This is a genomic window from Pseudomonas fragi (assembly GCF_900105835.1).
Lineage (GTDB): Bacteria > Pseudomonadota > Gammaproteobacteria > Pseudomonadales > Pseudomonadaceae > Aquipseudomonas > Aquipseudomonas fragi.
This window is the reverse complement of the sequence record NZ_LT629783.1, coordinates 297,562-322,983: the sequence shown is the minus strand read 5'-3', so window position 1 is coordinate 322,983 and position 25,422 is coordinate 297,562. Positions and strand designations below refer to the sequence as shown.

General features: G+C 54.5%; 17 protein-coding genes and 1 pseudogene. 12 read left to right on the top strand and 6 right to left on the bottom strand.

Annotation, left to right across the window (positions count from 1 at the left end; genetic code table 11):
* Nucleotides 1-42 precede the first annotated feature (42 nt).
* The 3 genes and pseudogenes from BLU25_RS01445 to BLU25_RS01435 form a co-directional block, all read right to left on the bottom strand.
* Nucleotides 43-3,276: pseudogene (locus BLU25_RS01445) on the bottom strand (hemagglutinin repeat-containing protein); the annotation flags it as partial.
* Nucleotides 3,277-3,360: 84 nt separating this feature from the next.
* Nucleotides 3,361-5,073 (bottom strand): ShlB/FhaC/HecB family hemolysin secretion/activation protein, encoded by a 1,713-nt coding sequence (locus tag BLU25_RS01440; RefSeq protein ID WP_016780577.1) that lies wholly within the window; start codon nt 5,071-5,073, stop codon nt 3,361-3,363.
* 162 nt (nt 5,074-5,235) lie between these two features.
* Nucleotides 5,236-5,685 carry a carboxymuconolactone decarboxylase family protein gene (locus BLU25_RS01435; RefSeq protein WP_016780576.1) on the bottom strand — a complete coding sequence of 150 codons (450 nt, stop codon included), beginning with the start codon at nt 5,683-5,685 and terminating at the stop codon, nt 5,236-5,238.
* 111 nt (nt 5,686-5,796) lie between these two features.
* On the opposite strand from BLU25_RS01435, the gene pdxR reads away from it, so the two are divergent.
* On the top strand, nt 5,797-7,194 hold the full coding sequence (pdxR, locus tag BLU25_RS01430; RefSeq protein ID WP_016780575.1) for a MocR-like pyridoxine biosynthesis transcription factor PdxR: 1,398 nt from the start codon (nt 5,797-5,799) through the stop codon (nt 7,192-7,194).
* Nucleotides 7,195-7,262: 68 nt separating this feature from the next.
* Here pdxR and BLU25_RS01425 read toward each other — a convergent pair whose 3' ends face one another.
* Together BLU25_RS01425 and BLU25_RS01420 are read right to left on the bottom strand one after the other, a co-directional pair.
* Nucleotides 7,263-9,053 (bottom strand): putative bifunctional diguanylate cyclase/phosphodiesterase, encoded by a 1,791-nt coding sequence (locus BLU25_RS01425; protein WP_016780574.1) that lies wholly within the window; start codon nt 9,051-9,053, stop codon nt 7,263-7,265.
* A 129-nt stretch (nt 9,054-9,182) separates the two neighbouring features.
* Complete coding sequence (locus BLU25_RS01420) at nt 9,183-9,611, bottom strand: helix-turn-helix domain-containing protein (protein ID WP_016780573.1); 429 nt, start codon at nt 9,609-9,611, stop codon at nt 9,183-9,185.
* A gap of 79 nt (nt 9,612-9,690) precedes the next feature.
* Between BLU25_RS01420 and BLU25_RS01415 the strand changes: the two genes are divergently transcribed.
* Nucleotides 9,691-10,212, top strand: coding sequence for a DUF2938 domain-containing protein (locus tag BLU25_RS01415; RefSeq protein WP_016780572.1), 522 nt, complete (start codon nt 9,691-9,693; stop codon nt 10,210-10,212).
* A 1-nt stretch (nt 10,213) separates the two neighbouring features.
* Here the strand turns inward: BLU25_RS01415 and BLU25_RS01410 are convergent, their stop codons facing one another.
* Nucleotides 10,214-12,418 (bottom strand): OsmC domain/YcaO domain-containing protein, encoded by a 2,205-nt coding sequence (locus BLU25_RS01410; RefSeq protein ID WP_016780571.1) that lies wholly within the window; start codon nt 12,416-12,418, stop codon nt 10,214-10,216.
* A gap of 1,311 nt (nt 12,419-13,729) precedes the next feature.
* Here BLU25_RS01410 and BLU25_RS01405 point away from each other — a divergent pair.
* From BLU25_RS01405 to BLU25_RS23685, 10 genes are all read left to right on the top strand, one after another.
* Nucleotides 13,730-14,170, top strand: a complete 441-nt coding sequence (locus tag BLU25_RS01405) for a low molecular weight protein-tyrosine-phosphatase (RefSeq protein WP_016780569.1) — start codon at nt 13,730-13,732, stop codon at nt 14,168-14,170.
* 39 nt (nt 14,171-14,209) lie between these two features.
* Entirely contained in the window at nt 14,210-16,438 is a 2,229-nt protein-coding gene (locus BLU25_RS01400) for a polysaccharide biosynthesis tyrosine autokinase (protein ID WP_016780568.1), read from the top strand.
* A 315-nt stretch (nt 16,439-16,753) separates the two neighbouring features.
* The gene (gene wecB, locus BLU25_RS01395) at nt 16,754-17,872 is read left to right on the top strand and encodes a non-hydrolyzing UDP-N-acetylglucosamine 2-epimerase (RefSeq protein WP_083369484.1); all 1,119 of its coding nucleotides are present in this window, start codon (nt 16,754-16,756) and stop codon (nt 17,870-17,872) included.
* A gap of 145 nt (nt 17,873-18,017) precedes the next feature.
* Complete coding sequence (locus BLU25_RS01390; RefSeq protein WP_016780566.1) at nt 18,018-19,283, top strand: oligosaccharide flippase family protein; 1,266 nt, start codon at nt 18,018-18,020, stop codon at nt 19,281-19,283.
* Nucleotides 19,280-20,344 carry a polysaccharide pyruvyl transferase family protein gene (locus BLU25_RS01385; protein ID WP_016780565.1) on the top strand — a complete coding sequence of 355 codons (1,065 nt, stop codon included), beginning with the start codon at nt 19,280-19,282 and terminating at the stop codon, nt 20,342-20,344. The genes BLU25_RS01390 and BLU25_RS01385 overlap by 4 nt, the downstream gene beginning before the upstream one ends.
* Nucleotides 20,345-20,401: 57 nt before the next feature.
* Nucleotides 20,402-21,670: a hypothetical protein gene (locus BLU25_RS01380; RefSeq protein ID WP_169716053.1), complete on the top strand. Its 1,269-nt coding sequence runs from the start codon at nt 20,402-20,404 to the stop codon at nt 21,668-21,670.
* Nucleotides 21,651-22,649, top strand: coding sequence for a glycosyltransferase (locus BLU25_RS01375; protein WP_016780563.1), 999 nt, complete (start codon nt 21,651-21,653; stop codon nt 22,647-22,649). Before BLU25_RS01380 ends, BLU25_RS01375 begins: the two co-directional genes overlap by 20 nt.
* On the top strand, nt 22,636-23,379 hold the full coding sequence (locus BLU25_RS01370; RefSeq protein WP_016780562.1) for a WecB/TagA/CpsF family glycosyltransferase: 744 nt from the start codon (nt 22,636-22,638) through the stop codon (nt 23,377-23,379). The genes BLU25_RS01375 and BLU25_RS01370 overlap by 14 nt, the downstream gene beginning before the upstream one ends.
* Before the next feature lie 71 nt (nt 23,380-23,450).
* A complete protein-coding gene (gene murB / locus BLU25_RS01365) occupies nt 23,451-24,557 on the top strand; it encodes a UDP-N-acetylmuramate dehydrogenase (RefSeq protein WP_050901285.1) in 1,107 nt (368 codons plus the stop codon).
* Between the two features lie 656 nt (nt 24,558-25,213).
* Nucleotides 25,214-25,396, top strand: coding sequence for a hypothetical protein (locus tag BLU25_RS23685; protein ID WP_228795869.1), 183 nt, complete (start codon nt 25,214-25,216; stop codon nt 25,394-25,396).
* Nucleotides 25,397-25,422 lie beyond the last annotated feature (26 nt).

Genomic DNA, 25,422 nt, shown 5'->3' with positions numbered 1-25,422 from the left:
CTGCGGTTTCAGCTCGCCGCCCGGGGTGAAACCACCGTCCTTGGCGGTTTCCAGCTTCAGCGATGCCGTGGCCCCCAGGGTGCTTGACCTGCCGCTGTGGCTATCCGTGGCCTGGTTGAGCGCCAGCGTGCCGCCCGCCTTGAGACTGACATCGCCGGCACCGCCGTCAAACTCGCCACCGGCGTAGCGGGCATCGTTGCGCGTCTGGATACTCACGCCCTGGCTGCCAGCGTAGCGTCCCACCTGAGCGCTGCTGCGGGTCTCCTCGGCTCGCTGGTACTTGCCGGCGCCATTGGCGCGCAGGTTCACGTCCTCACCGGTGGTGGTGTAAACACGCAGGCCGAGCCGGGCCTCAACCCCCTGCTCGCTGCGCTGGTGGCTGTCGCTGGCAGCAATGGCGTTGTGGCTGGCGGCCTTGATGTTCAATGCGCCGTCGCCAGCACGGTAGCGCGTGCCTTCATCCTGCAGTGCACCGCGAACATTGAGCTGTACCGCGCCAGCATTGAGCTGGCTGACAACCGCCGTGCTGTCCTGCCGGGTTTGCTGCTTGGAGTTATAGCCCACCAGCCCGTCGAGCCCCACACCGGCCAGCTCGATCCCCTTGAGCCATTCGCCCTCGGGCAGCTTGCCCTGGCCCAGGCCCTTGACGACTTTTTCCAGCGGCCGGCTCAGGCCCTTGATCTCGGCACTGACTCCAAGCCCGGCCTGCCAGCCTTGCTCGCTGTGGCTGGTGCTGTCAGTCGTGTGGGCAGCCTGGTTATCGACCCGGCCAGCCTCCACCCGCAACTGCTTGCCCGCTTCGATTTGGGTGCCCTGGTTGACCAGTGCATCCGCCGCCTGCAACAGCACATTGTGCGTGGCCGTGACGCCGGTGGGCCTGGCGGTGCTCTGGTTGCGACTGTCCTGCTGGTGCTGGCGCTGGTACTCAAGGCCACTGCTGACCTTGTCCAGGCTGGCAGTCCAGACCACACCACCGGCATTGACCAGGGTATCAGTGCGGCTGTCAGCCGTGTCGTGGACTGCCAGCAGGTCGATATGCTGACCGCTGAGGCGCACATCGCCGGCAGTGGCCGCGAGGTCGGAGCCCTTGACGCTGAGGTCGCCCCCTGCGCTCACGGCCAGATTCGCGCCACTGACGCTCGCGCCCTGCTGCTGGCGATTGTCGCTGATGCGCTGTTGCTGTTGATCCTTCAAGCCCACAGCCAGCCGATACTCATGGCTGCCGGGTGTGGTCTCGCCGGCCCCGGCCGTAAAGCCGCGCGAGTGGGTGCGGGTGTCGTCCTGCACGCTGCTTTCGCCAGCCACCAGGTGGATATCGCCCTTGGCTGCCAGCGTGTTCTGCCCGTTGGCCGACACCCGCGAGCCGCTGACGGTGATGTCCCCGGCGCTTTGCAGTTCAAGGTTGCTGTCCGAATGCAGGTCGCTGGCGACCAGGTTGCTGTCACTGCGCACCTGATGACGCTCGTCGTTGATCAGCGAGAAGAACTTGCTGTCCTTGTCATGCGTGTTGCTGCGCAAGGTGTCCTGCACGCCGTCGATCACCAGCGCGCCGCTGTCGCTGATCACGCTGGCCTGGGTGCCGCCACGCACCTGGCTGGCGCTGACATGCACCGAGTCGGCCTGGACAACCAGCTTGCCGTCGGCATTCACCCGGCTACCCGTATGCAGGGTCTGGCCCTGGTCAGCATCACCCTGGCGGCCGAAAAAGCTGCCGCCCACCAGGTCGCCGGAGTAATGGTTGCCGCTGCTGCTCTGGCTGCGGCTGGCACTGCCGATCGCCACATCCCGCGCCTTGAGACGGATATCCCCGGGGCTTGTCAGTTCGGCGCCTGCCAGCTGCAGCGTGTCACGGCTGGTCAGTTCCAGGCCCTTGCCCGCCTTGAGGCTGCTGGTAACACTGCGCTCATCGTGGCGGCTGTTGTCCCAGTTCTCCTTCCACAGGTGTTTGCGATGGCTGCCCTGATCGCGGGTTTCATGGGTCTCGGTGGCAGCCGTCAAGCGCAGGCTGGCGCCGCTGTCGATGCGCAACTGATCGCCCGCCTCGACACTGCTGGCCTTGACCAGGGTGTCGCCCGCCGAAGACAGCCGCGCATCGTGCCGGGCCTCGACCCGGGTGCCATGCTGGCGCGAATCGCGATCACGGGTGGTGCGGTCAAAGGTCTCGTAGGTCACAAACAGGGCCTTGTTCTGCCACTGTTCGTGTTTCTCCTGCAGGGCCGTGCTTTCCAGGCTGCTCAGGGTCAGGTTGCGACCGGCATCAAGGCGCACGTTGCCGCCGCTGATATCGGCCCCGGCCAGGCTCAAGTCACGAGCACCGTGCAGTTCGACATCGCCCTGATGGCTCTGCACCACGGCGCGGCTGGCGTCCAGGCTGTTGGCGTGGGCCTGGCCGCTGACCACCAGATCACCGGCCGAACTGACACTGACCCCCTCGGTGCCCGACACTTGCCCCGGGCCGATATGCACTCCCGCGCCCTCGGCAGTGCTGACGATATTGATGCGCCCAGCTTTCATCGCGCCGAACAGGCTGGCGTCGATACGCGCAGGGCCGGCATCTGCCGGCGGATAAACCTTGCTCACCTGGCCGCTGGCCGCGTCCACGCGATTGCGCCCCACCACCAGATCCAAGCGGTCACGCGCAGTGACAGACCCCTGGCTGTCGATCTGTGGGGCAATCAGCCTGATGGCCCCGTCCGGGTTGCTCAGGCCACCCCCCTGCACCTGCAGCTGCCCACGCGCCGCACCGCTGTCCAGGGCTTGCAAGGTGCCATTGGCCACGTCAGGGCGGCCCACCACCAGGCTGGCGTTGCCAGCATTGATAAACCCACCCCCATTGACCGAAATCCCGTTGGGGTTGGCCAATACATAATCGGCCTGGCGCCCGAACGCCTCCTGGCGGCCGTTGAGGGCCGAGGCCTTGGCGCCGACCACTTCATTAAGGATCACGCTGGCAGCCTGGCCGTGAAACTGCGGGTTGCCCGCCAGTTGCCCGGCCAGCTGGGACTGACCAGCCTGCAGGGCATTGTTGAGCACCGCACCCTGGCGATCGACGTTGTAATCGAGGAACTGATTGTGTGACAGCCCCCCGGCATTGGGCGCCACGATATTGACGATCGGCACCCCGCCCTGGTTGAGCAGCTGCGCCGTGCCACCCGGGCCGTCGGCCACGGTAATGCCATTGGCCAGCGCCCAGTGCGGTAGTACGCACAAGCCGGCAATGGCCCAGCGCAATTGCCCCTGGGCAGACAGATGAAAGCGTTTTTTTCGAGTCGACATAAAAGTCTTCCTTTGCGTGAGTAACGAGGCGACAAACGTCGCCCCAAGTAACGCTGCAGGAGCTTGCCGTGGCCCCTGCAGGCGTTATATCTGCACGCTCAGGCGTGCCAGCCAGACCGGAGGTTCATGGCTAAAACCCTTGGCAAGATTCAGCGCGTGCTGGTAATCGAGGTCCAGTTGCAGCCTGTGCCAACTCAGGTTGAGGCCGACACTGGCGCCGCTCAGGTACAGCCCCGGTACACCGTGCTCAGGCTTGACCCAGCCGTGGTCCAGCCCCAGCCGCGCCGTGAGGGTGACGGCCCGGTTGCTGCGCACGGGCATATAAAGAGTGTTGCGCCAGAGCGCGCCAATGGCACCCGAGGCACTGTTGCGGCGATAACCGCGCACGGCGGAATCATCGGTGCCCAGCAGTTGTTCGATGGCGGGTAATGGGTCCGGGCTGTACTGCAGCGACAACTGGCTTTGCCACTGCAAGGGCTGCCCGCCGAGCTGGCTGCTGCGCCACTGCACCAGGCTGGCCCGGTAGGTCTGCGACTGCGCCCTGGGCAGGTTGGGCAATACCCGATCGCTATCGCGGTCGGCCCCCAGCCACGTCAGGCCCCTGGTGTAATTAAGGTCCAGGCTCCAGACCGCCGCGTCATGCCAGAACAGGTTGAAGCCGGCCTCGGCCAGGGTCAGGGTCGGGCTCTGGATGCCCAGGCGGGCTTTTTGCAGATAAGCGTCGACATCCTTGTGGGCCAGTTGCAAGTGAGCGCTCAGTTGATGGTCCTGGTTGCGCCACAACACCCGGTCGGTGCGCAGGCCAAACTGGTCGGTGCGGCCGCTGCCATACAGGGTGGTCGTGGTGAGCTTGAGCGGGGCGCGGTATTCGATATGGCTGGCGAATGCGCTGAGGGTCCAGTAGCCATAAGGCACGGAGTAGAACAGGCCCGTGCTGCTGCTCAAGCGTGGGCCGTGGTTGAGGGTGTTGCTTGCGCTCAGGCTGAGCGCGTCATTGAGCTGCAACGGGCTGTCCAGAGTCAGGCCCAGCGTGCGCCGCTCAGGCCCGGTGCCGGCATTGCCGGTGTTGTCCAGGCCCAGGTCCAGGCTCCAGTGAGCGGCGCTGGCGGCCGCGCGAAGGATGATCCGCGAAGCGCCCTGGCGGCTGCCGGGCACGATATCGGTGGTCATGTCCACCGAGCGCAGACGGTTGAGCTGGTCCAGCCCTTGCTCCAGGTCGCGCAGGTTCAGGGGCGCACCCAGCATGCCGGGAAACGCCCCGCGCAAGCTCAACGGCAGGCGCTGGTCGGCCAGCTCGATGGCCTCGACATAGCCCTCGTCAACCGTGATATCAAGCGTGCGCCCGGCCGCTGGCATATGCCGCAAGTAAGGGCGCACGGCGATAAACCCGGCGGCCACATACGCACGGGTGATTTCGGCCAGCAGGCGGTTGATTTGGTGGACACCCATGCAGGGCGCCATATGGACCTTGATACCGGCCTCCAGGACCGAGGCTGGCAACAGCGTCACCCCGGCCAGACGCAGCCCTTGCAGGGGCCAGCAGTACTCGTCCTGGGCGGCTTGCCCGGGTAGCGCCGGGGCTGACGCCGGGGCCTGCGCGCCACCGCGCTGCAACTGCCGGCGGCGTTGCTCCAGTTGCAGGCGTTGCAACTCCCGTTGCTGTTGCTGCTGCAGGCGCAGGCTTTCCTGACCGGGCTGCAGACCTTCGGCGGCGACCAGCGCCGATGAATAAAGACACAGCGAACACAGGATTCGCCTCGGGGTAAAGCGCCGGGGTGTACCACAATGCCGGTTCATCGCAAGACATCCTCAGAGCGCCTCGAAGGCGAGTCAGGCCCCCGAACCCACTGCCAGGTTCAGGGCATATGCCATAGTGACACCTACCAATGTGTATTATTACATCCCGAAAAACAATATTACAAATCGTAATAAATCTGTAGCCGTCTCCCCCCCCTTTGCTTACACCGCAGCCGCTGGCCGCAAACCAAAAGCCACGCCAAAACGGTTGTAGGCGTTCATCAGGCCGATGGCATAGGTCAGGTCCGTCAACTCCTTGTCGCTGAACTCGCTGGCAGCGGCCTGGTAATCCGCCTCTGCGATACCGCGCTCGGCCACTCGGGTCACGCGTTCCGCCCAGGCCAGGGCCACCTGCTCGCGGGGGCTGAACAAGCCACCTGCTTCGTGCCACACCGGCACCAGCACCAGCTTTTCCACGGCCAGGCCGGCCTTGAGCAAATCCCGCGAGTGCATGTCGATGCAGTACGCGCAGCCGTTGATTTGTGACACCCGCAGGTACACCAGATCAATCAGCCCCTTGGCCAGCCCGCTGCCCTGCAGATACGCATACACCCCGCCAAACGCCTTGTAGCCCTCGGGTGCTGCCTTGGAATAATCGATACGCTGCGTCATGACGTGCCCTTGCATTGGCTGTTTAAGTGGCGCCATAGTGCGGCTTTATGGCCTTGCCAAAAAGAGCCATGATTGGCCTTTATTACCAGGCCATGTTCAGCAAGGACCCCCATGCAAACCCCGCCGCCGCCCTTCCCCGACCTCGACCGCAACGCCAGCGAACCCATCTACCGACAGCTCTACTGGCGTTTTCGCGAGGCCATCGCCAATGGCTTGCTGCGCCCCGGCGAACGTGTGCCTGCAGCGCGGGCACTGGCCAGGGAACTGGGCCTGGCCCGGGGCACCATCGACACCGCGTATTCGCTGCTGACCTGCGAAGGTTACCTGCAAGCCCGTGGCCAGGCCGGTACCATCGTTGCGCCCGATATCGGCACTAATCCCCTGCCCGCCAGCCGCAGCCCCCAGGCCAGCCCGGCGATCAGGCACACCGCCCAGCCCCTGCCTTTTCAGCTCGGCGTACCGGCACTGGACGCCTTCCCGAAAAAGCTCTGGGCCCAAATCGGTGCACGCTGCGTGCGCAGCACCTGCGCCCAGGACATGGCCAACCCTTCAGCCTATGGCCTGCAGGCATTGCGCACGGCCCTTGCCAGCTATCTGCAGGTTTCCCGGGGCATCAGCTGCGTGCCCGAGCAAGTGTTTATCACCGCGGGCTACCAGGACAGCCTGGCGCTGATCACCCATGCCCTGCTCAAGCCCGGCGACCGGGTACTGATCGAAGACCCCGGCTACCCGCCGACCCGCCAGTTGCTACAGCACCTGCAGATACAAACCGTGGCCCTGGCCGTCGACCACGAGGGCATGCGCTTGCCCGCAGCACACACCCGCGCCCAGGCCGCCGTGGTCACCCCGGCCCATCAAAGCCCGCTGTGCGTGTCGCTGTCCCTGCCGCGCAGGCTGGAGCTGCTGGCCTGGGCCAACCGGCAACAGGCGTGGATCATTGAAGACGACTACGACGGTGAATACCGCTATATCAGCCGCCCGCTGCCGGCCCTGAAAAGCCTGGACCGTGAAGGTCGAGTGATCTACAGCGGCACCTTCAGCAAAGTCCTGTTTCCGGGGCTGCGCCTGGCTTATGTCGTGGTGCCTCAGGCCCGGATCGAACGCTTTGAACACGCCAGCCGGAACGTTCGCAGCAGTTGCCCGCAACTGACCCAGGCCATCGTCGCGAGCTTTATGACCCAAGGCCATTTTGCCCGGCATATCCTGCGCATGCGCAAACTCTATGGCGAGCGCCGGGCGTTTACCCGCACCGGCCTGCAAAATGTGTTGGGTGAGCATGTGCGCATCGACAGCAGCCCGGGGGGCATGCACTTGATCCTGCGCCTTGGCGGGCAGCAATCAGACGTCGAACTGGCCCGGCGCATGCACAAGGCAGGCTTGTTTGCAGAGGCCCTGAGCGAGTGGAGCCACCTGGGGGAAAAGCCTTCGGGGCTGCTGCTGGGGTTTGCCAACATCGATTCGCAAGCCAGCGCCGAAGCGCTGGGCAGGCAGATATTGGCGCTGATGTGAGACGCAACCCCATGTACCCCGTAGCGGCTGACGAGCGCAGCCGCGCACCGCACTTGAGCGGCTAGATCTCAGATAAAACTGCGCGGCTCGCGCAACAAGGCCTCCAGCTCCACCGCTGGCAGGGGCCGGCAAAACAGATAACCTTGCACCTGGTCGCAGCCGTTACGGGTCAAAAACTCCAGTTGCTCACGGGTCTCCACGCCTTCGGCGATCACCTGCAAATCAAGGCTGTGCGCCAACTCGATAATCGTCCGGGCAATGGCCGCATCCTGCGGGCTGAAGGTCACCTCGCGAATAAACGCGATATCGATTTTCAACTTGTCGATCGGAAAGCGGCTCAAATACGCAAGGCTCGAATACCCCGTGCCAAAGTCATCAATGGAAATCTTCACCCCGATATCACGCAGCGTCAGCAGGCTGGCCACGGTATGCGGCGTGTTCTCCATCAACGACCCTTCGGTCAGCTCCACTTCAAGCAATTGCGGGTCGAGTTGATGGGCCTTGAGCGAGCGCTCGATATCATCGACCAGATCCCCCTCGCAAATCTGCAGGGCCGACACGTTCACCGCGACCTCCACCCCACCAAGGCCCGAACTCTGCCACTGGGCGATCTGGCTGCAAACCCGGTCAATCACCCACTGGCCCACCTTCGAAATCAGCCCCAGGCTTTCCAGCAGCGGCACAAATACCGCCGGAGACACCGTGGCATGCCCCGGTCGGTGCCAGCGCAACAGCGCCTCAACCCCGCTGATGCGCCCGTCCGCCAGGTTGATCTTGGGCTGGTAATACACCTCGAAGGCCTGCTTGCGCACAGCATCACGCAGCGCGGTTTCCAGCTCCTGGCGGGCCAGCACCTCGACGTTCATCTGCGCCGTGTAAAAACGGTACGTATCCTTGCCCGCCTGCTTGGCCAGGCCCATCGCCGTATTGGCATGCTTGATAAGGCGGTGCGCCTCGGCGCCATCGTCCGGGTACAGGGCAATCCCGTAACTGGCCGTCATCGGCGTATCATGGCCATGCAGCTTGAACGGCTCGCGCAGCACTTCGCGGATCCGGTCAACCATCTGCCGCGGCCCGGCCTGACCCTTGCGGATCATCAGGATCAGGGCCAGCTCATCACCGTCCATGCGCCCCAGGGTGTCACTGACATTCAGGCAGTTGGACAGGCGCTGGCTGAACTCGGCCAGCACCTGATCGCCCATCAAATGGCCCCAGGTCAGGTTGATATTTTTAAAATCATTGAGCCCCACCGTCACCACGGCCAATTGCCAACCCCGCAGCGCCGCCTGGGTCAGGCCCATCTGCAGCGTGGTGTAAAACAGGTCGCGATTGGGCAAACCGGTCAGCGGGTCGTAATTGGCCATTTTCAGCAGCCGCTCATCGGCCCCCATCGCCGTGCGAAAGCCCTCCAGGTCGATGGTGCGTTTTTGCAGTTGCTGCTCCAGCATCATGGTGTGTACGGCCTGGTAGTCACCGAAGGCCTTGAGCCGCAACAGATTGCGTACCCGCAACCACAGCTCGTCACTGGCCACGGGCTTGAGGAGGAAATCCTCGGCCCCGGCCTCCAGCCCCAAAAGACGGGCGCTATGCTCGCCCTGCCCCGACAGCATGATGATCGGGATATTGGCCGTCGAGGTATTGGCCTTGAGCCTGCGTGCCACCTGGTAGCCGTCCGTGCCCGGCATCATGGCGTCAAGCAGGATCAGGTCCGGTGGTTGTTGCGCCACCGTAGCCAGCGCCTGCTCCCCCGAATCGGCCGTCAGCGTGCGGTAGCCCTGATCTTGCAGCAGGGACTCCAACAGCTGGCGCACATGAACATCATCGTCAACGATCAACAGTGTGGCAGGTGTATTGGACATGGATAGCGCTCAAATAAGAGGCTGTTAAGACAGCTAAGTGCCTGATCTGCCGGCATCCCTGCGCAGCGTTTCGTGCCCGTTTAAAGATTCAGTAAAGCACCGATCTGAACCCTTCACCACGCCAGTCGCTCAATCCGCAGGGCGGATAAAACGGCGGCCGGCGGGCCCTCTGCCAGCGGCCGTATCGAGCAGGTTTTGAAAGCTGGGGCAGTCCGCATGCCGCGGTGCAGGGCATGCCGCCGCCCGGCGCAGTTCATCCCGGGCCGCACAGAGCCTGCCGATCAGGCCGTCCAGCTCGGCAGCCTTGTGCAGTAACCGGGTGCGGTCCAGATCGGTAAGGCCATCGCCCTGCACCATCGGGGCAATATCATCCAGGGAAAACATCAGCGACTGGGCCAACGCTATCAGCGCCAGTTTATCCAGCACATCGGCGCGAAAGACCCGGCTCAGGCCACGGCGGCCCACGGAGCGAATCAACCCCTTGTCCTCGTAATAACGCAAGGTCGACGCCGCGACCCCCGAGCGTCGTACCACTTCACCGATGACCAGCTCTTTCATGCTTGACCTCAAGTCGACTTGAACTTGCACACTCACTGATTCAAGCAACCAGACACACACCAGGCAAGGGGCAATTGAGATGAATATCGTGGAAGTCATGGTCAACGGCGCCGCTATCGGCACAGGCGCAACCCTGTTTATGGACGCCGTGGCCGTTGGCAAACAGCGTCTGGCAGGCATCGCGTCGCTGGATTACAGACTGGTCGGCCGCTGGCTGGGCCATATGTGCCAGGGCCGCTTCAGCCACCGCTCGATTGCCGCTGCCAGCCCCACCCGATATGAACAACTGATCGGCTGGGGGTTCCATTACCTTACCGGCATGGTCTTTGCGACCCTGCTGGTGGCCAGTGCCGGCAGTGCATGGCTGGCCCGGCCAACCTTGCTGCCGGCCCTGTTAACAGGCCTGATCAGCGTCGCCGCACCCTGGCTGCTGATGCAACCGGCGTGGGGCATGGGAATGGCCGGCGCACGCACCCCCAAGCCCTGGGTGGTGCGGCAAAAAAGCCTGACCACCCACCTGACCTTTGGCCTGGGGCTGTATATCACGGCGCGGGGCAGCCTGCGGATAAAGGACAGCGTGGGCGCGCAAGCAACGCAGTGATTTAACCCACCAGCCCCGCCGCCCGGGCCCGCGCCGCATGCAGCTTTTTATAGCTGTCGATCAGGCGCAGATGCTTGTCCAGCCCTTCGAGCTTGATGCTGGTCGGCGTCAGACCATAGAAGCGCACGCTGCTGTCCACCGACCCGATAGCCGCATCCATGCGCTCGTTGCCAAACATGCGGCGGAAGTTGGCTTCGTAGTCTTCCAGCTCCAGGTCTTCATCCAGCTTCATCTCCAGCACCGCATTCACGGCCTGGTAGAACAAACCGCGCTCCACCGTGTTGTCGTTGTACTGCAGGAACATCTCCACCGCCTCTTTCGCCTCTTCATACTGCTCAAGGGCGAGCCAGATCAGCAGCTTCAACTCCAGGATGGTCAACTGGCCCCAGGCGGTATTGTCATCAAACTCGATGCCGATCAACGTGGTGATATCGGTGTAATCATCCAGCTCGCTTTCCACCAGCCGCTCGACCAGCCCCTGCAACTCTTCTTCGTCAAGACGATGCAGGTTGAGGATATCGGCACGGAAAAACAGAGCCTTGTTGGTGTTGTCCCAGATCAGGTCATCAGCCGGGTAGATTTCCGAATAATCCGGCACCAGGATACGGCACGCCTTGGCGCCGATATGCTCGTACACCGCCATATACACCTGCTTGCCCATGCCTTCGAGAATGCCGAACAAGGTCGCGGCTTCCTCGGCATTGGCGTTTTCGCCCTGACTGGTGAAATCCCAGTCGACAAACTCGTAATCGGATTTTGAGCTGAAAAAGCGCCAGGACACCACACCGCTGGAATCGATAAAGTGCTCGACGAAATTGTTCGGCTCGGTCACCGCCTGCCCTTCAAAGGTCGGCTGCGGCAGATCGTTAAGCCCTTCAAAACTGCGCCCCTGCAGCAACTCGGTGAGGCTGCGCTCCAGCGCCACTTCCAGGCTCGGGTGGGCACCGAACGACGCAAACACACCACCGGTGCGCGGGTTCATCAAGGTCACGCACATCACCGGGAACTCGCCGCCCAAGGAGGCATCCTTGACCAGCACCGGGAAGCCCTGCTCTTCCAGCGCCTGGATCCCGGCCAGAATCGACGGGTACCTGGCCAGCACGGCCTGCGGCACATCCGGCAGGGCGAATTCACCCTCGATGATTTCACGCTTGACCGCCCGCTCGAAAATCTCCGACAGGCACTGCACCTGGGCTTCGGCCAGGGTATTGCCCGCGCTCATGCCGTTGCTCAGGAACAGGTTCTCGATCAGATTGGAGGGGAAATACACCACCTCGCCATCCGACTGGCGCACGAAAGGCAGCGAACAGATACCGCGCGCTTCATTACCCGAATTGGTATCGATCAGATGGGAGCCGCGCAACTCACCTTCGCGGTTAAACGCCTTGAGGCAGTACGGGTCGAGAATCTCGCCCGGCAGCTCGTCGTTGGGCCCCGGCTGGAACCAGCGCTCGTCCGGGTAATGGACAAACTCGGCATTGGCAATCTCTTCGCCCCAGAACTGATCGTTGTAGAAGAAGTTGCAGTTCAGGCGCTCGATAAACTCGCCCAACGCCGACGCCAGGGCGCCCTCCTTGGTCGCGCCCTTGCCGTTGGTGAAGCACATCGGCGACTGCGCATCGCGGATATGCAGCGACCACACATTGGGCACGATATTGCGCCACGAAGCGATTTCGATCTTCATCCCCAGGCCAGCCAGAATGGCCGACATATTGGCGATGGTCTGCTCCAGTGGCAGGTCTTTGCCGGCGATAAAGGTACCGCCTTCTGAACCGGATGCCGGCATCAACAGGGCCTGGGCATCGGCGTCGAGGTTCTCCACCTCTTCAATGACAAACTCGGGGCCGGCCTGCACCACCTTCTTCACCGTACAGCGATCGATGGAGCGCAGAATGCCCTGGCGGTCCTTCTCGGAAATATCCGCAGGCAACTCGACCTGAATCTTGAAAATCTGGTTGTAGCGGTTTTCGGGGTCGACAATATTGTTCTGCGACAGGCGAATATTCTCGGTAGGAATATTGCGCGTCGAGCAGTACAACTTCACAAAGTAGGCCGCGCACAGCGCCGACGACGCCAGAAAGTAATCGAACGGACCAGGAGCCGAACCATCGCCCTTGTAGCGGATGGGCTGATCGGCAACCACGGTGAAGTCATCGAACTTGGCTTCAAGTCGGAGGTTGTCGAGAAAGTTGACCTTGATTTCCATGCGGGATTACCAGAATTGCCAGACAAATAATGGCGGCCATTATCCGGTTTTTCGCCGGCAAGTGTTGTGCTTTCGCGCAACGGCCGCCGACCGGACAAACATAAAACCGCGTAGTCGCTGACGAGCGAAGCGAGGCTGCGTCCGGTTGCGCAGCGACCGTCAAACCTGAACCCACGATTTGCCTGAAACCCCGCCGAGTCCGGCGACACACTCAAAGAGCAGCCCCAAACCCCTGTAGCCGCTGACGAGCGAAGCGAGGCTGCGTCCGGTTGCGAAGCGACCGTCAAACCTGAACCCACGATTTGTCTGAAACCCCGCCGAGTCCGGCGACACACTCAAAGAGCAGCCCCAAACCCCTGTAGCCGCTGACGAGCAACGCGAGGCTGCGTCCGGTTGCGCAGCGACCGTCAAACCTGAACCCACGATTTGCCTGAAACCCCGCCGAGTCCGGCGACACACTCAAAGAGCAGCCCCAACCCCCCTGTAGCCGCTGACGAACGAAGCGAGGCTGCGTCCGGTTGCGCAGCGACCGTCAAACCTGAACCCGGGATTTACCTGCCCCCCCACAGCGCCCCCCAACCGTGACCACAAACAACATTCCAGTCACCATCATGGTGCAACTCACACATCCCCTATATATCGGCACGAACTTGATGCACAAACTCACATTAAATCTATATATGCACCACTTATAACCATAACTAACCCACGCACTTCCAAACAACTAACTGGCCAGTAACACCACCAATAAAAAGACCATTTACACAGCCATATCATAGTGCCATCATTGCGACACACCGACACCCAAGCGCCCGGTGCGCAGCCAACCTGCTGCCAGAGCAGCGGCTTCCAGGCCAAAAATACCGGCCTGCACATCACCTCCTGCCCGTACACGGCCCCGGCAAGGGCCGCCCCCAAAGTCCGGGGCAGCGCCCGCTAGCACAGGGCCCTGCTCAAGACACCTGCCATTGGGCGGAGTTATTTTTGGTCGGTAACGGCCGAAATGTTATTTATTGTCGGCCAATAAATATTGAAATACGCCTATATAGCTCAAATAAAATCATCTGCTGATTTAAAGGTTGATATTGCAATCGGTTCGCAGTTAATATTTTGCCCGTTCAACTTCGTACCGACCCTTTATCTGTAATAAAGCCGGAGCAACTGTGCTCCCGCCCAGGCCATCGCCACATCATACTGATGCCGGCAGCCTTTATTGATAGGCACTGCCACTCCCTGGACAGGGAGTATTGGTCGTGACGATTCGTTAAGTGCTCTCGCCGGCTGAGCATGTATGGCACAAAGGAAGCTGCCTTGTTTAAACGAATCTTGATTGTCTGCATTGGCAATATTTGCCGCAGCCCTACCGCCGAACACCTCTTGCGGGTCGCCCTTGCGCCCACCGACATCGTCGTGAGCTCCGCAGGCCTGAGCGCCGTAAAAAGCAAGCCCATCGAAGCCACTGCTGCTGCTGTTCTAGAAGAACATGGCCACGCCGTGCCCGAACACATCTCCACCCAGCTGACCGCTGCCAAGATAAATGAAGCCGATCTTATTTTGGTCATGGAACAACATCATATTAATGGTGTCCTAAGCCTCGCTCCAGAGGCACGGGGGAAAGTATTCCTGCTGGGCAAATGGCAAGACAACCGCGAAATCAACGACCCGTACCGCCAGGGCAAGCCTGCTTTTGTGCATGCGTACGCACTGATTGATACCGCTGTAAATGCATGGGCCCAGCGGATCAAACGCTGAGTCATCCCTCGAATTACCGTGAAGATAAGAAACCGACTTATGCAGCAAGCACCCGTGACAAAGCCCCATGAACAAGATGACGATAACGACGAAATCGACCTGATGGGGTTGTTGGGCACGCTGATCGACCATAAATGGCTGATTGCCGGCGTCACGGGCGTGTTTATGGCGGCAGGCGTTGCCTATGCCCTGCTGGCCACGCCGGTGTACCAGGCGAATGCGTTGATTCAGGTGGAAGCCAAGAAGAATGACATGCTGGGCTTCTCCGATATCGGCAGCATGCTGGGCAAAGAGTCGCCTTCTGCAACAGAAATCGAGCTGATCAAGTCGCGTAGAAATATTGGCGCTGCCGTTGATAACCTCAAGCTGGATATTGAAGTAGAGCCCAACTACTTCCCGTTGATCGGTGAGTTTGTAGCCCGTCGCTTCAAGCCAGACGCAGAAAATCCTGTAGCCAGCCCGCTACTGGGCATGAACAGCTTCGCCTGGGGTGGTGAGCACCTGAAGCTGGCCGACTTGCAACTGCCTCAAGAACTGCTGGGTACAGACCTGACACTGGTTGCTGGTGAGGGAGGCAGTTTTACCCTGCTTGATGAAGACAGCAATGTCTTGGTCAAGGGCCAGGTCGGCCAAGCCTACGAGCAGAATGGCGTAAAAGTGCAGGTCGAGTCTCTGCAAGCCAACCCTGGCACTACCTTTGAAGTAGTCCGTTACCCTCGCCTGACCACTATCCTCAACTACCAAAAAGATCTTGATGTTTCAGAGCGTGGCAAAGAGTCAGGCATGGTGGCATTGGCACTGGAAAGTCCCGAGCCTGAAACTGCAATTCGCACCCTGAATGAAATCGCCCGCCTGTACGTTCAGCAAAATATTGAGCGTACTTCCGCCGAAGCTGCGCAAAGCTTGGGCTTCCTGAAAGATCAATTGCCGCAAGTACGCAAAGATCTGGAAAAAGCTGAAAACGCGCTGAATGCTTTCCAGATCCGCAGCAAGTCGATTGATATCAGCCTTGAAGCCAAAGCCATTCTCGACCAGATCGTGGCGCTGGACACCAGCATTTCGACCCTGAAACTGCAACAAGCCGAAATGGACCGCAAGTTCACCCCACAGCATCCCGCTTACCGCGCACTGATGGGCCAACTGGCAGAACTGACCAGTAAGCAACAGCGTCTGGCCAAGCAAGTTGAGAACCTGCCAACGACCCAGCAAGAATTGCTGAGTTTGACCCGCGACCTTAAAGTCAGTACCGAAATCTACACCCAACTGCTGAACAAATCCCAAGAGCTGGACGTAATGCGCGCCGGTGCAGTGGGTAACGTGTTGCTGATCGATACCGCCGATGTAGATCTGCGCTATCCAGTGAAACCGAAGAAGGCGTTGATCGTTTTGATCGCCACCCTGCTCGGCGCATTCCTCTCGATCGCTTATGTACTGTTTCGCAAAGCTCTTAACCGCGGCGTGGAAAATCCAGACGATATTGAGAAGCTGGGCTTGCCAGTCTATGCGTCCATTCCGTTCAGCTCCCTGCAAAAAGTCGAAGATGAAAAGAGCCCAGGGGGTCGTGGAACTCGTGTAACACCACTACTGGCAAGTAGCCATCCAACAGATCTGGCAATTGAAGGGTTGCGCAGCCTGCGGACCAGCCTGCACTTTGCGATGCTGGAAGCCACCAACAACCGCCTGATGATTTCCGGCCCTAGTCCCAAAGTTGGTAAATCATTCGTTTCCGCCAACCTTGCGGCAGTGATTGCACAATCTGGCCAGAAAGTACTGTTGGTCGACGTGGATATGCGCAAAGGCTATATCCATAAAATGTTTGGCATTCCAGTAGAGAACGGCTTGTCTGACTTGCTGGCCAAGCGTTGTGACCTCGATACAGCCATTCATAAAACAGAAGTTGAAAACCTCGATGTCATTGGCCGTGGACAAATCCCGCCTAATCCATCTGAGTTGTTGATGCATAAAAACTTCAGCGACTTCCTTGAGGAAATCAGCGCCCGCTACGACCAGGTCATTCTCGATACCCCGCCATTCCTGGCCGTGGCAGATGCGGCCATTGTAGGTCGTCAGTCAGGCACCAACCTGATTGTGACCCGCTTTGAGCTGAACCCTGCCCGTGAAGTAGAGCTGACCATGCGTCGCTTTGCGCAGAACGGCATCGAACTTAAAGGCGCCATTTTCAATGGCGTAGAAAAACGTGCATCCGCCAAATACGGTTATGGTGCATATGGTTATTACAACTACGAATATAAGTCGGATAGCGTTTAAAACAGTACTGCCTTTAATATTTATAGAGCGCCCGGGATAGTTTAAGGGTGCTCTTGCCCAACAACATTCACATACAACCCCACATGAAAACCCATTCATCCGCTTTCAGGGACCGGCGCGCAATCCTGGGGCGGTAGCGTGCTAAATCATCGAACAGCATGAATAATGGACACCTGGGGATCTATATAGACCACTAAAATCGATTAATTGTAGCACTTTGATACCACTCACTAACTCGTGAGCTTTAGTTATTAAAGCCTATTTTAGATCGAAGATATTTCGTCATTTATTTACGGACATATAAAGGAACGTTCAATGAAGACCCTGTGTATTTTTGGTACTCGCCCAGAAGCCATTAAAATGGCCCCATTGGTACTGGCACTGGCGGCTGACGAACGTTTTGAAGCAAAAGTCTGCGTCACCGGCCAACACCGTGAAATGCTTGACCAGGTACTGGACTTGTTTGCCATCAGTCCAGAATTTGATTTGCAAATCATGAAGCCAGGCCAAGACTTGACTGATGTGACCACTGCCATTTTGCAGGGGCTGAAGACCGTACTGAACGAATTTAAGCCGGATATCGTGCTGGTACACGGCGACACTGCAACCACATTCGCAGCAAGCCTTGCTGCGTACTACCAGCAGATTCCTGTAGCCCATGTCGAAGCTGGTTTGCGTACGGGCAACCTTTACTCACCCTGGCCCGAAGAAGGTAACCGCAAGCTTACAGGCGCCTTGGCCAATCTACACTTTGCCCCTACTGAAACCTCGCAAAACAATCTGCTGCGCGAAGGCGTTAACCCAGACAGCATAATTGTTACGGGCAATACCGTAATTGATGCCCTACTGGACGTGGTGAAACGCCTGGATCAAGACCCGCAACTTTTGGCTCAAGCCTCTGCACCTGCAGCATTTCTCGACCCTACACGCAAGTTGATTCTTGTTACTGGCCATCGTCGTGAAAGCTTTGGTGACGGTTTCGAGCGTATTTGTCAGGCACTAATGGAGGTTGCTCAACAACACCCTGATGTAGATATTGTTTACCCGGTACATCTGAATCCTAACGTACGCGAACCTGTTAATCGCTTGCTGAAAGGCATTGACAATGTCCACCTGATTGCGCCGCTAGACTACCTTCCCTTTGTGCACATGATGACTCGCGCACATATCATTTTGACAGACTCTGGAGGGATTCAGGAGGAAGCGCCATCACTTGGCAAGCCCGTGCTCGTGATGCGCGACACTACAGAACGACCAGAGGCAGTTTCAGCAGGCACAGTTAAGTTGGTTGGAACGAGCACAACCGATATTGTGCGCGAGCTAAATCGTTTACTGGTGGACACAAGCGCCTACCAAGCTATGAGTTATGCGCACAATCCGTATGGCGATGGGAATGCATGCAAACGAATTACTGAGGCACTACTTCAGTACTAAAACCATGCGCCCACAGCTAACGCGTGGGCGCACTGCCAAGCCAAAGAATAGAAGCATATAGAATCAATAGCTTTATTTAATTGAGCTTTCAACATCCCGGCAACTACCTCTTTGCCAAGCCAAAACCTAAAGAGCTAGCCAACACATGTTAATCGGCAAACGCCTCATCAATCAAATTAGCTCACTAGCATCTAAAGGTATTGAATTAGGCAAAATCTTTGTCCTCAATGTAATTAGCGCACGGTCCTTGGGCGCCGAAGACTTCGGAACACTTTCATTTATTATATCCATCGCAACGATAATGGGTGTCTTGACGGAGTTTCGAGTCCAGGATGTAATGATTAAAAAGATCTCTCGCGGAGAAAGTGAAAACTCGATCATTGCCAACTCCATTATCATCTGTCTTTTTTTCAGCACACTCGGCTTTCTTGCAACAACTGGGCTTGCGGAATTTACCAGCGTAACCTCTGACTGGGAAACTTACCTCGCCCTGTACTCTATAATCTTCATCGCCTCAAGCTTGAAAGTTTTTAAATATGCGTTGATAGCGAAGATGAACAACATAGCCAATTGCGCTATCGAAGCAACCTCCCTGGCCATCACGACAGTATTTTTTATCTGGTTTTTTGGCACAAAGATAACTATCAGCTCATATATATATATAAGAATATTTGACGCTGCAATGGTCTCCGCACTAGGGCTTATTTTATACAAAACAGCTTATCAGTTTAAAATCACCAAACCAGATCTTTTAAGCATCAAGGCGATCCTCATAGAATCTACACCGCTTGTGCTCTCCGGGTTTGTGGTTATCCTACTACAAAAGATAGATCAAATAATGATAAAATACATCCTAGGAAACTATGAGCTTGGTATCTACAGTGCTGCGGCGAATATATTAACAGTATTTTCAATCGCACCAATGCTCTTTAGCCAGACTAATTCTCCTGCTATATACAAGCTCACTAAGGACAACCCAAACTTTCACGCAATACGCGTCAAATACATACAAAATATCGCACTCATGGGCATAGCTTTATCCCTTACCTTGTTAGCTTGTAGCGACTTCATAATAAGCACTTTGTACGGTGAAGCTTATTCAAAAGCCGGCACGATATTGAAAATATCGTTTGCAACCCCGCTGATCATAGCTTTAGGTGCCGCAAGCACACAAATCATAATTGCAGACAACAACTCAAATATAGTTTTTTACAAAGCATTGATGGCATTAACCTTGGGGATCACTTTAAACATTACTTTGATCCCACTGCTCGGCATCGCTGGCGCAGCAGTATCAACACTTGTTGCGATGCTACTGAGCAACGTACTATCTAACATTCTCATTAGAAAATACAATTACATATGGCACCTGCAATGCGATGCTGTGCTATTCAGGAATATTAAAAAATGAATTCTAAAACTGTATACACACTGACATTTCATGGCGTATTGAATCATGGGGCCGTACTCCAAGCTTACGCACTACAAGCATACATCCTAAACAAAGGCTACTCTAGCGAGCTTATCAACTATAAGCCTTGGTACCTGACGTACCAAGTTCTGCGCCCTGCCAAAGGTATTGGAAAGACAATACTGAAGTACAAACGCCTTTATCTATTCAAGAAGTTCTCAACTAAATATCTAGCCTTAAACAAGCACAGCATTACAACCCCTCAAGACTGGCTTAAATTAGGTGAATACCACGCTGTCGTATGTGGCAGTGACCAAATATGGAATAAATCTATTACAGGAAAAAAATACGACCCAGCTTTTTTCCTAAACTTTGTATCTAATAAGGCTCGTAAAATCGCATATGCCGCGAGTGCTGGAGGAAATATCTTATCGCAAGATCCTCAACCGAAGGAATACACTCAGTCATTTAACAGCATGGGTGTTCGAGAACAACACCTTAAAACAGACATGATTGAACATAAGCTACACAACGATCCTGAACTGGTTATTGATCCAACATTCTTAATTAGTGACTACAGTAAAATCATGAGTCGCAAACATGTACCCAACGGAAAGTATATAGTTTCATATGAAGTGAGCACCGACGAAACACGCAGCAAGCTTAATGAATTTGTTGCCGCACTAAAAGTGATGACTGGGCTGCCGGTATACCACATAGGTGACAAGCCGATTAGCGCAGCGGATCAATGCTTATTGGGTATTTCACCAAGTGACTGGATAGGGCTGGTTCAGTCAGCCGCTATGGTATGCACGAACTCGTTTCATGGGACCGCATTTTCACTGAATTTCAGCAAGCCTCTAGTATTTGTAAAACACATAGAAAACGAAAAAAATGCTCGCGCACTGAGCCTTCTAGATAAAACTGATTTAAACCATGTTGTATACGACCACATTGATGAATTAAGCAATCGAGACATCTGGCAAAAACCAAATAAAACAAAACTTGCTGAATTCATCAAACAATCTCAAGATTTTTTGGATAACGCCCTTAAAAACTAACGTAGCCATGAGATTAATTGATGTCCTGCACAAACAGGCTCACTGAAAATATTTATCATGCGCGCAACAAAACAGCAACAACACCCAGGCAAGCCAATGAATAGCGGAGTCAGTTTTACACAAAGCACCACTCGCAAGTTAAAACTGGGACAGCTAATGTACGTCATAGTTTTCTTGATGTGCTTTGATAGCGTGCTCAAAATCCCAGCCGGCCCAATTTTCATACAGTCAGGTATCCTTTTAGGACTGTTTGCATTACTGATGATCTTTTTGACCAAAGCAAATTCAGGGCAATCTTCTATATCCAAGAACCTGCCTGACAAGCCAACAATGATTTTACTGCTTTATGCCATACTCCATATAGCGCTGGCCAAAAACATAGATGTCTATTTTGCGATCCTTTCCTACCTGCTGATTTACGCGGCCATGTATACTCTTGTTAGCTATTCATACAAGTACGTAAACTGGCGCAAGGTCTCCAAATTAGCTGTCACGCTGCTGATTGCAACTGGACTTATTCAATATATTTTCATCAACGCACTCGGCGTCCAACTTGAACTTAGAGGAATAGATTCTAGCTACTATGTAGACAAAGGAAACTTAGGCACACGCATGCGTGGTTTTTTCTTGGAGCCTAACTGGTATGGTCTCGCGCTATTTTCTTGGCTTTTTTTGTATTACTACAAGCAACAATATAAAAAATGGACGGATTACGCATTAATAGCTCTTGCCATAGCATGCCTTTACCTGAGTGAAAACAGAACCATATTCATTCTTCTGATCATTTGCGCACTGAGCATCCATACAGAGCCTTACATAAAGTCATTCCGCAGGCTCATACCTATAGTTACAGTAGGGCTGGCCGCTTTTGTCTACTTTTATTTCTCTATATCAGAAACCGATTTCAGCGACAGATCAGCAATTGCGCGAACCTACACCGCCGCCAATATTATAAACATGTGGTTTGCCGACAACCCACTGACCAAACTTATAGGTCACGGGCTGTCCAACTGGGGTTACTTCTCCAACAGCCTGGAGTTCAGCAGAAGTAACTTTACATACGAACAGCCCCTTACCCGGCGCGATAACGCTGAAATATATGTATATCTATTCGAAATGGGAGCGATTGCTTTCGCAATTTTCGCATATGACTTGCTTGTCATCGGAAAAAAATCGAAATATCTCCCGCTGCCAATATTTGTAGCTTGCATATACCTATCTTCTTTATTCTACCCAATATATGGTTTTATTATGTACCTCATCCCACTAATGGTCATTAGATGCGAGATTTTTAGAGGACAGCAGAATGCTCGTACACTTAATTAACCATTCCGCAGAAAATTTAGGCGGAGCACAAAAAATACTCAAGCTCATCTACGATGACAATGAAGAACACTCCAAAATCATCTCATTTGATTATATCAAAGACAAATCAAGACAACGTCGCTCAAACTACTTATATGCTGCCCTCGCTTTTTTTTCCGACCTGATCAGAAAGCATAGGAACACCTTTATCATTCATCACCGCATCTTTCTAATTCCTTTCATATTCATGCGGAATTCAAATTCAATATTTATTTGCCACAACATCTTCCCAAGCAAAAACTTTATATTCAAGCACCTGACTCACCTTAAAATCATTGCTGTATCTTCAGAGGTCAAAGACTACCTCCATACCGTCAATCCTAAGCTCAACATCACTGTCATACCCAACGGGGTTTCAGTGAATGAAGCAGAAAACTTTGAGCGTAATGATAACGGCACTTTTAAAATTGGTTTCATTGGTCGGCTTGCTAAAGAAAAAGGAATTTACCTGCTGCTAGAAGCATTCAGAGCTTTTATAACAGATAACCAACACGTTAACACGGAGCTTCATATTGTTGGTTCAGGCGAGCTTGACCCGCAGCAGCTTGAAAATGCAGCTCTTTCTGATTTATCAAATAAAATAACCTTTCACGGCTACTCTGACGCCCCTTTTACACTGCTTAAACATGTAGACCTGTTAGTTGTCCCCTCTCAATTTGAAGGATTCGGCCTGGTTTACTACGAAGCACTAGAACGAGGCCATATGGTACTTGCTTCTAACCTTCCAGTTTTTAGGAAAAAAACTGACGACTTAGGGGTTGAGTTCTTTATCCAAAACGATGCGACCGACTTAGCACATAAAATGGCAAACTGTCGTGACAAGCAAGATCTTTGGATCACTGCAGGATCTCCATTAAAGCGACATGATTTTCTTACTACTGACGATATGTTATCTAACTACAAAACCTTCTTAGAAAGTACTCCTAATGAACAAGCATAATATTTTCGGCCTTCGCTACGAACTCTTCTCAAAAAAAGAAACCATCTCTAGAATTTGCTCAGCTATCGATAGCGGAGAAAAACAATTCATTCGAAGTGACCTAAACGTAGCCACCATTGTAAGCTGTCAGCATGACGCCGCACTTAGAGAGGCTGTCAATAGCTCAGACCTTATCAATATAGATGGAATGGGTGCTATCTGGGGAGCGAAGTTTTTAAACCTGGCTGTTCCAGAGCGGGTTACAGGGGTCGACCTGTTTTCGGACCTTCTTGCAACTGCCGAGCAAAAAAACTACTCCGTTTATTTCCTTGGCGCCACAGATTCAGTTCTAACGAAAATGATTCAAAATTTAAAGTACAACGTACCCAATCTCAACATTGCCGGGTACCATGACGGATATTTCTGGGGAAAAGAAGAGGAAGTAGTTGCCAACATTAATGCTTCTGGCGCAAACATGCTTTTTATAGGCATTAAGTCCCCAGAAAAAGAGACGTTCATTCACGAGTGGTCTTCTAAACTTAACGTCCAGTTCATTATGGGTGTAGGAGGAACATTTGATGTGATTTCGGGCAAGGTCAAGCGTGCGCCACAGTGGATGCAAAAATCCGGACTTGAGTGGGCTTTCAGAATTTATCAAGAACCGCGTAGAATGTGGAAACGCTATGTAAAGTCAAATTCTGTTTTCTTAAAGATGCTGATACAGGCAAAATTAGGTCAAAAAACAAACTGAAGACCTCCATTCGTGGCCTTGTCTTGCAAGTTAAGCGACTCAACCACCTGCCCTTAGGCCTCCAATACATCATGAACACTTCAAATGAAATTAAAAACTCATTCAAAGTAAAGTCTCAGTGCACAGAACTTCATCACATAACCTCTCTCGAAAGCCTGATTGAAAAATCAAACGATGGTACTCTAAACAGTCATACATCCATCATTGGCGGCGGCTATAATATCATACCGAGAAGCTTCATTGATGGCATAGTCATTAAGTCTGATTTAAAGACGATAGAGATAACTCTAGACACCAAAGACTATATTTTAATAAAGGCCGGCTCAGGTGTAGTGTGGGATGATTTTGTAGGCTTTACAGTCATGCAAGGGTACCTTGGCCTTGAGAATCTTTCTCTCATACCTGGCTCTGTTGGCGCAGCTCCGGTGCAAAACATCGGTGCATATGGCGTTGAAGCTTCAACCTTTATACATACTGTTCACTGTTTCAATTTAGACACAGGTACATTTTTAGATCTGACTAATGAGCAGTGCGCTCTAGGCTACAGGTCCAGCATTTTCAAATCCAGGCCTGAACTTTTCATTACCCATGTTACCTTCAGACTCTGCAAGTCTAATCTTTTAGTAAAAGAGCTAGCCAATTCCGCACACTACAACAAACTGGAGTTCTTAAAGGACTCAGCGCGCCTAATACAGCTATCATTCAAAAGTATCAATTTAAAACTACTCCCAAAACCAAAAATAAAATTCAGCTTCAATTGCGTTCGGGACATTTTAAAACTTTGCATTATACCTGCCAGAATAAAGCGCAAGCTTGTCATTTACATCAGAACTCGCACATTGCATAGCCCTGACAAGATAGGGAATTGTGGATGTTTTTTTAAATGCCCCATATTACCTTCCGCTTCCTTTCGGACACTTAAAGACATATACCCTGACGTCGAGTGGTTTGAGCACGACAGTAACTCTGTAAAAATATCTGCATGCTGGCTAATGAAAAACACCAACTGGTCAGGAAAAACATTCAACAACGTCCGTATTGAAAGCAAACGACCTGTGGTTCTAATGAACGCAGGAGATGCGACCGGTGAAGATGTATTACATGTAATGGACAAAATACAACAAGACGTGAAAAACAAATTCAATATCTCTTTAGAGGCTGAAATTGTGGTATTGTAGTCTATCTCTATGCCCCCCCTTTCTTTTGAACACCCAATGCAATCCGAGTATTTTCCAAAGTAACTCCACCCCGTTCATATTAAAGGTGATTGTTCACACGCCCTGCCTGGAACACTGAGCGCCAGACTCTATATTGTTATGCGCAGAGTGCTTTTACTCACGGCTTTCGAAAATCATGTTGAAAGCGCAGTTACTTCATCTTTGATACGGGGCTCTGTTCACCAGATCTATCTCTACCAATCACATTCGCAGAAAACTTGCCAAATCATGATATTCAGCATAATGTTTGTAGTGCAAACTACGGAATCGTGCGCAGTCACTACTCAGTCAATCACGCAGATGCAGGAGTAGCCTGCCGCCTGTACAGTGATCAAGCCGGACCAAGCGTTATAAAAGGTCAGCCTCATACTGGTTCAGCACAGGCACTCTGAAACTGATATTAGTCGACATACTTGTGTATCATGCTTGTTGTGTCTTGCACCAATACAGACTCTTTACCAAAAGGATTTCCCATGAATAAATTTATCGTTTCCGCCTTCACCCTCGCTTTGAGCGCTTCTGCATTTGCAGCTGAGCCTGTGGCAGCTCCTGCTCCTGCGACTGACTCAGCCCCTGCTGCCGAAGCAGGCGCTGCAGGTACTACCTCAGGCACCTCCTTGGCTACCACCACTGGCGTACTGGGTGGCGTTAGCACAACTACCGCAGTAGGCCTTGGTGTTGCAGCTGCTGCTGGCATTGCAGCCGCTGCTTCGGGTGGCGGCGGCGGTGGCGGCAGCAATGGTGGTACTACTGGCACCACGGGCACTACTGGCACTACTGGCACTACCGGTACCAAGTAAGTACCCGCCAGGTCGAAAGGACTAAA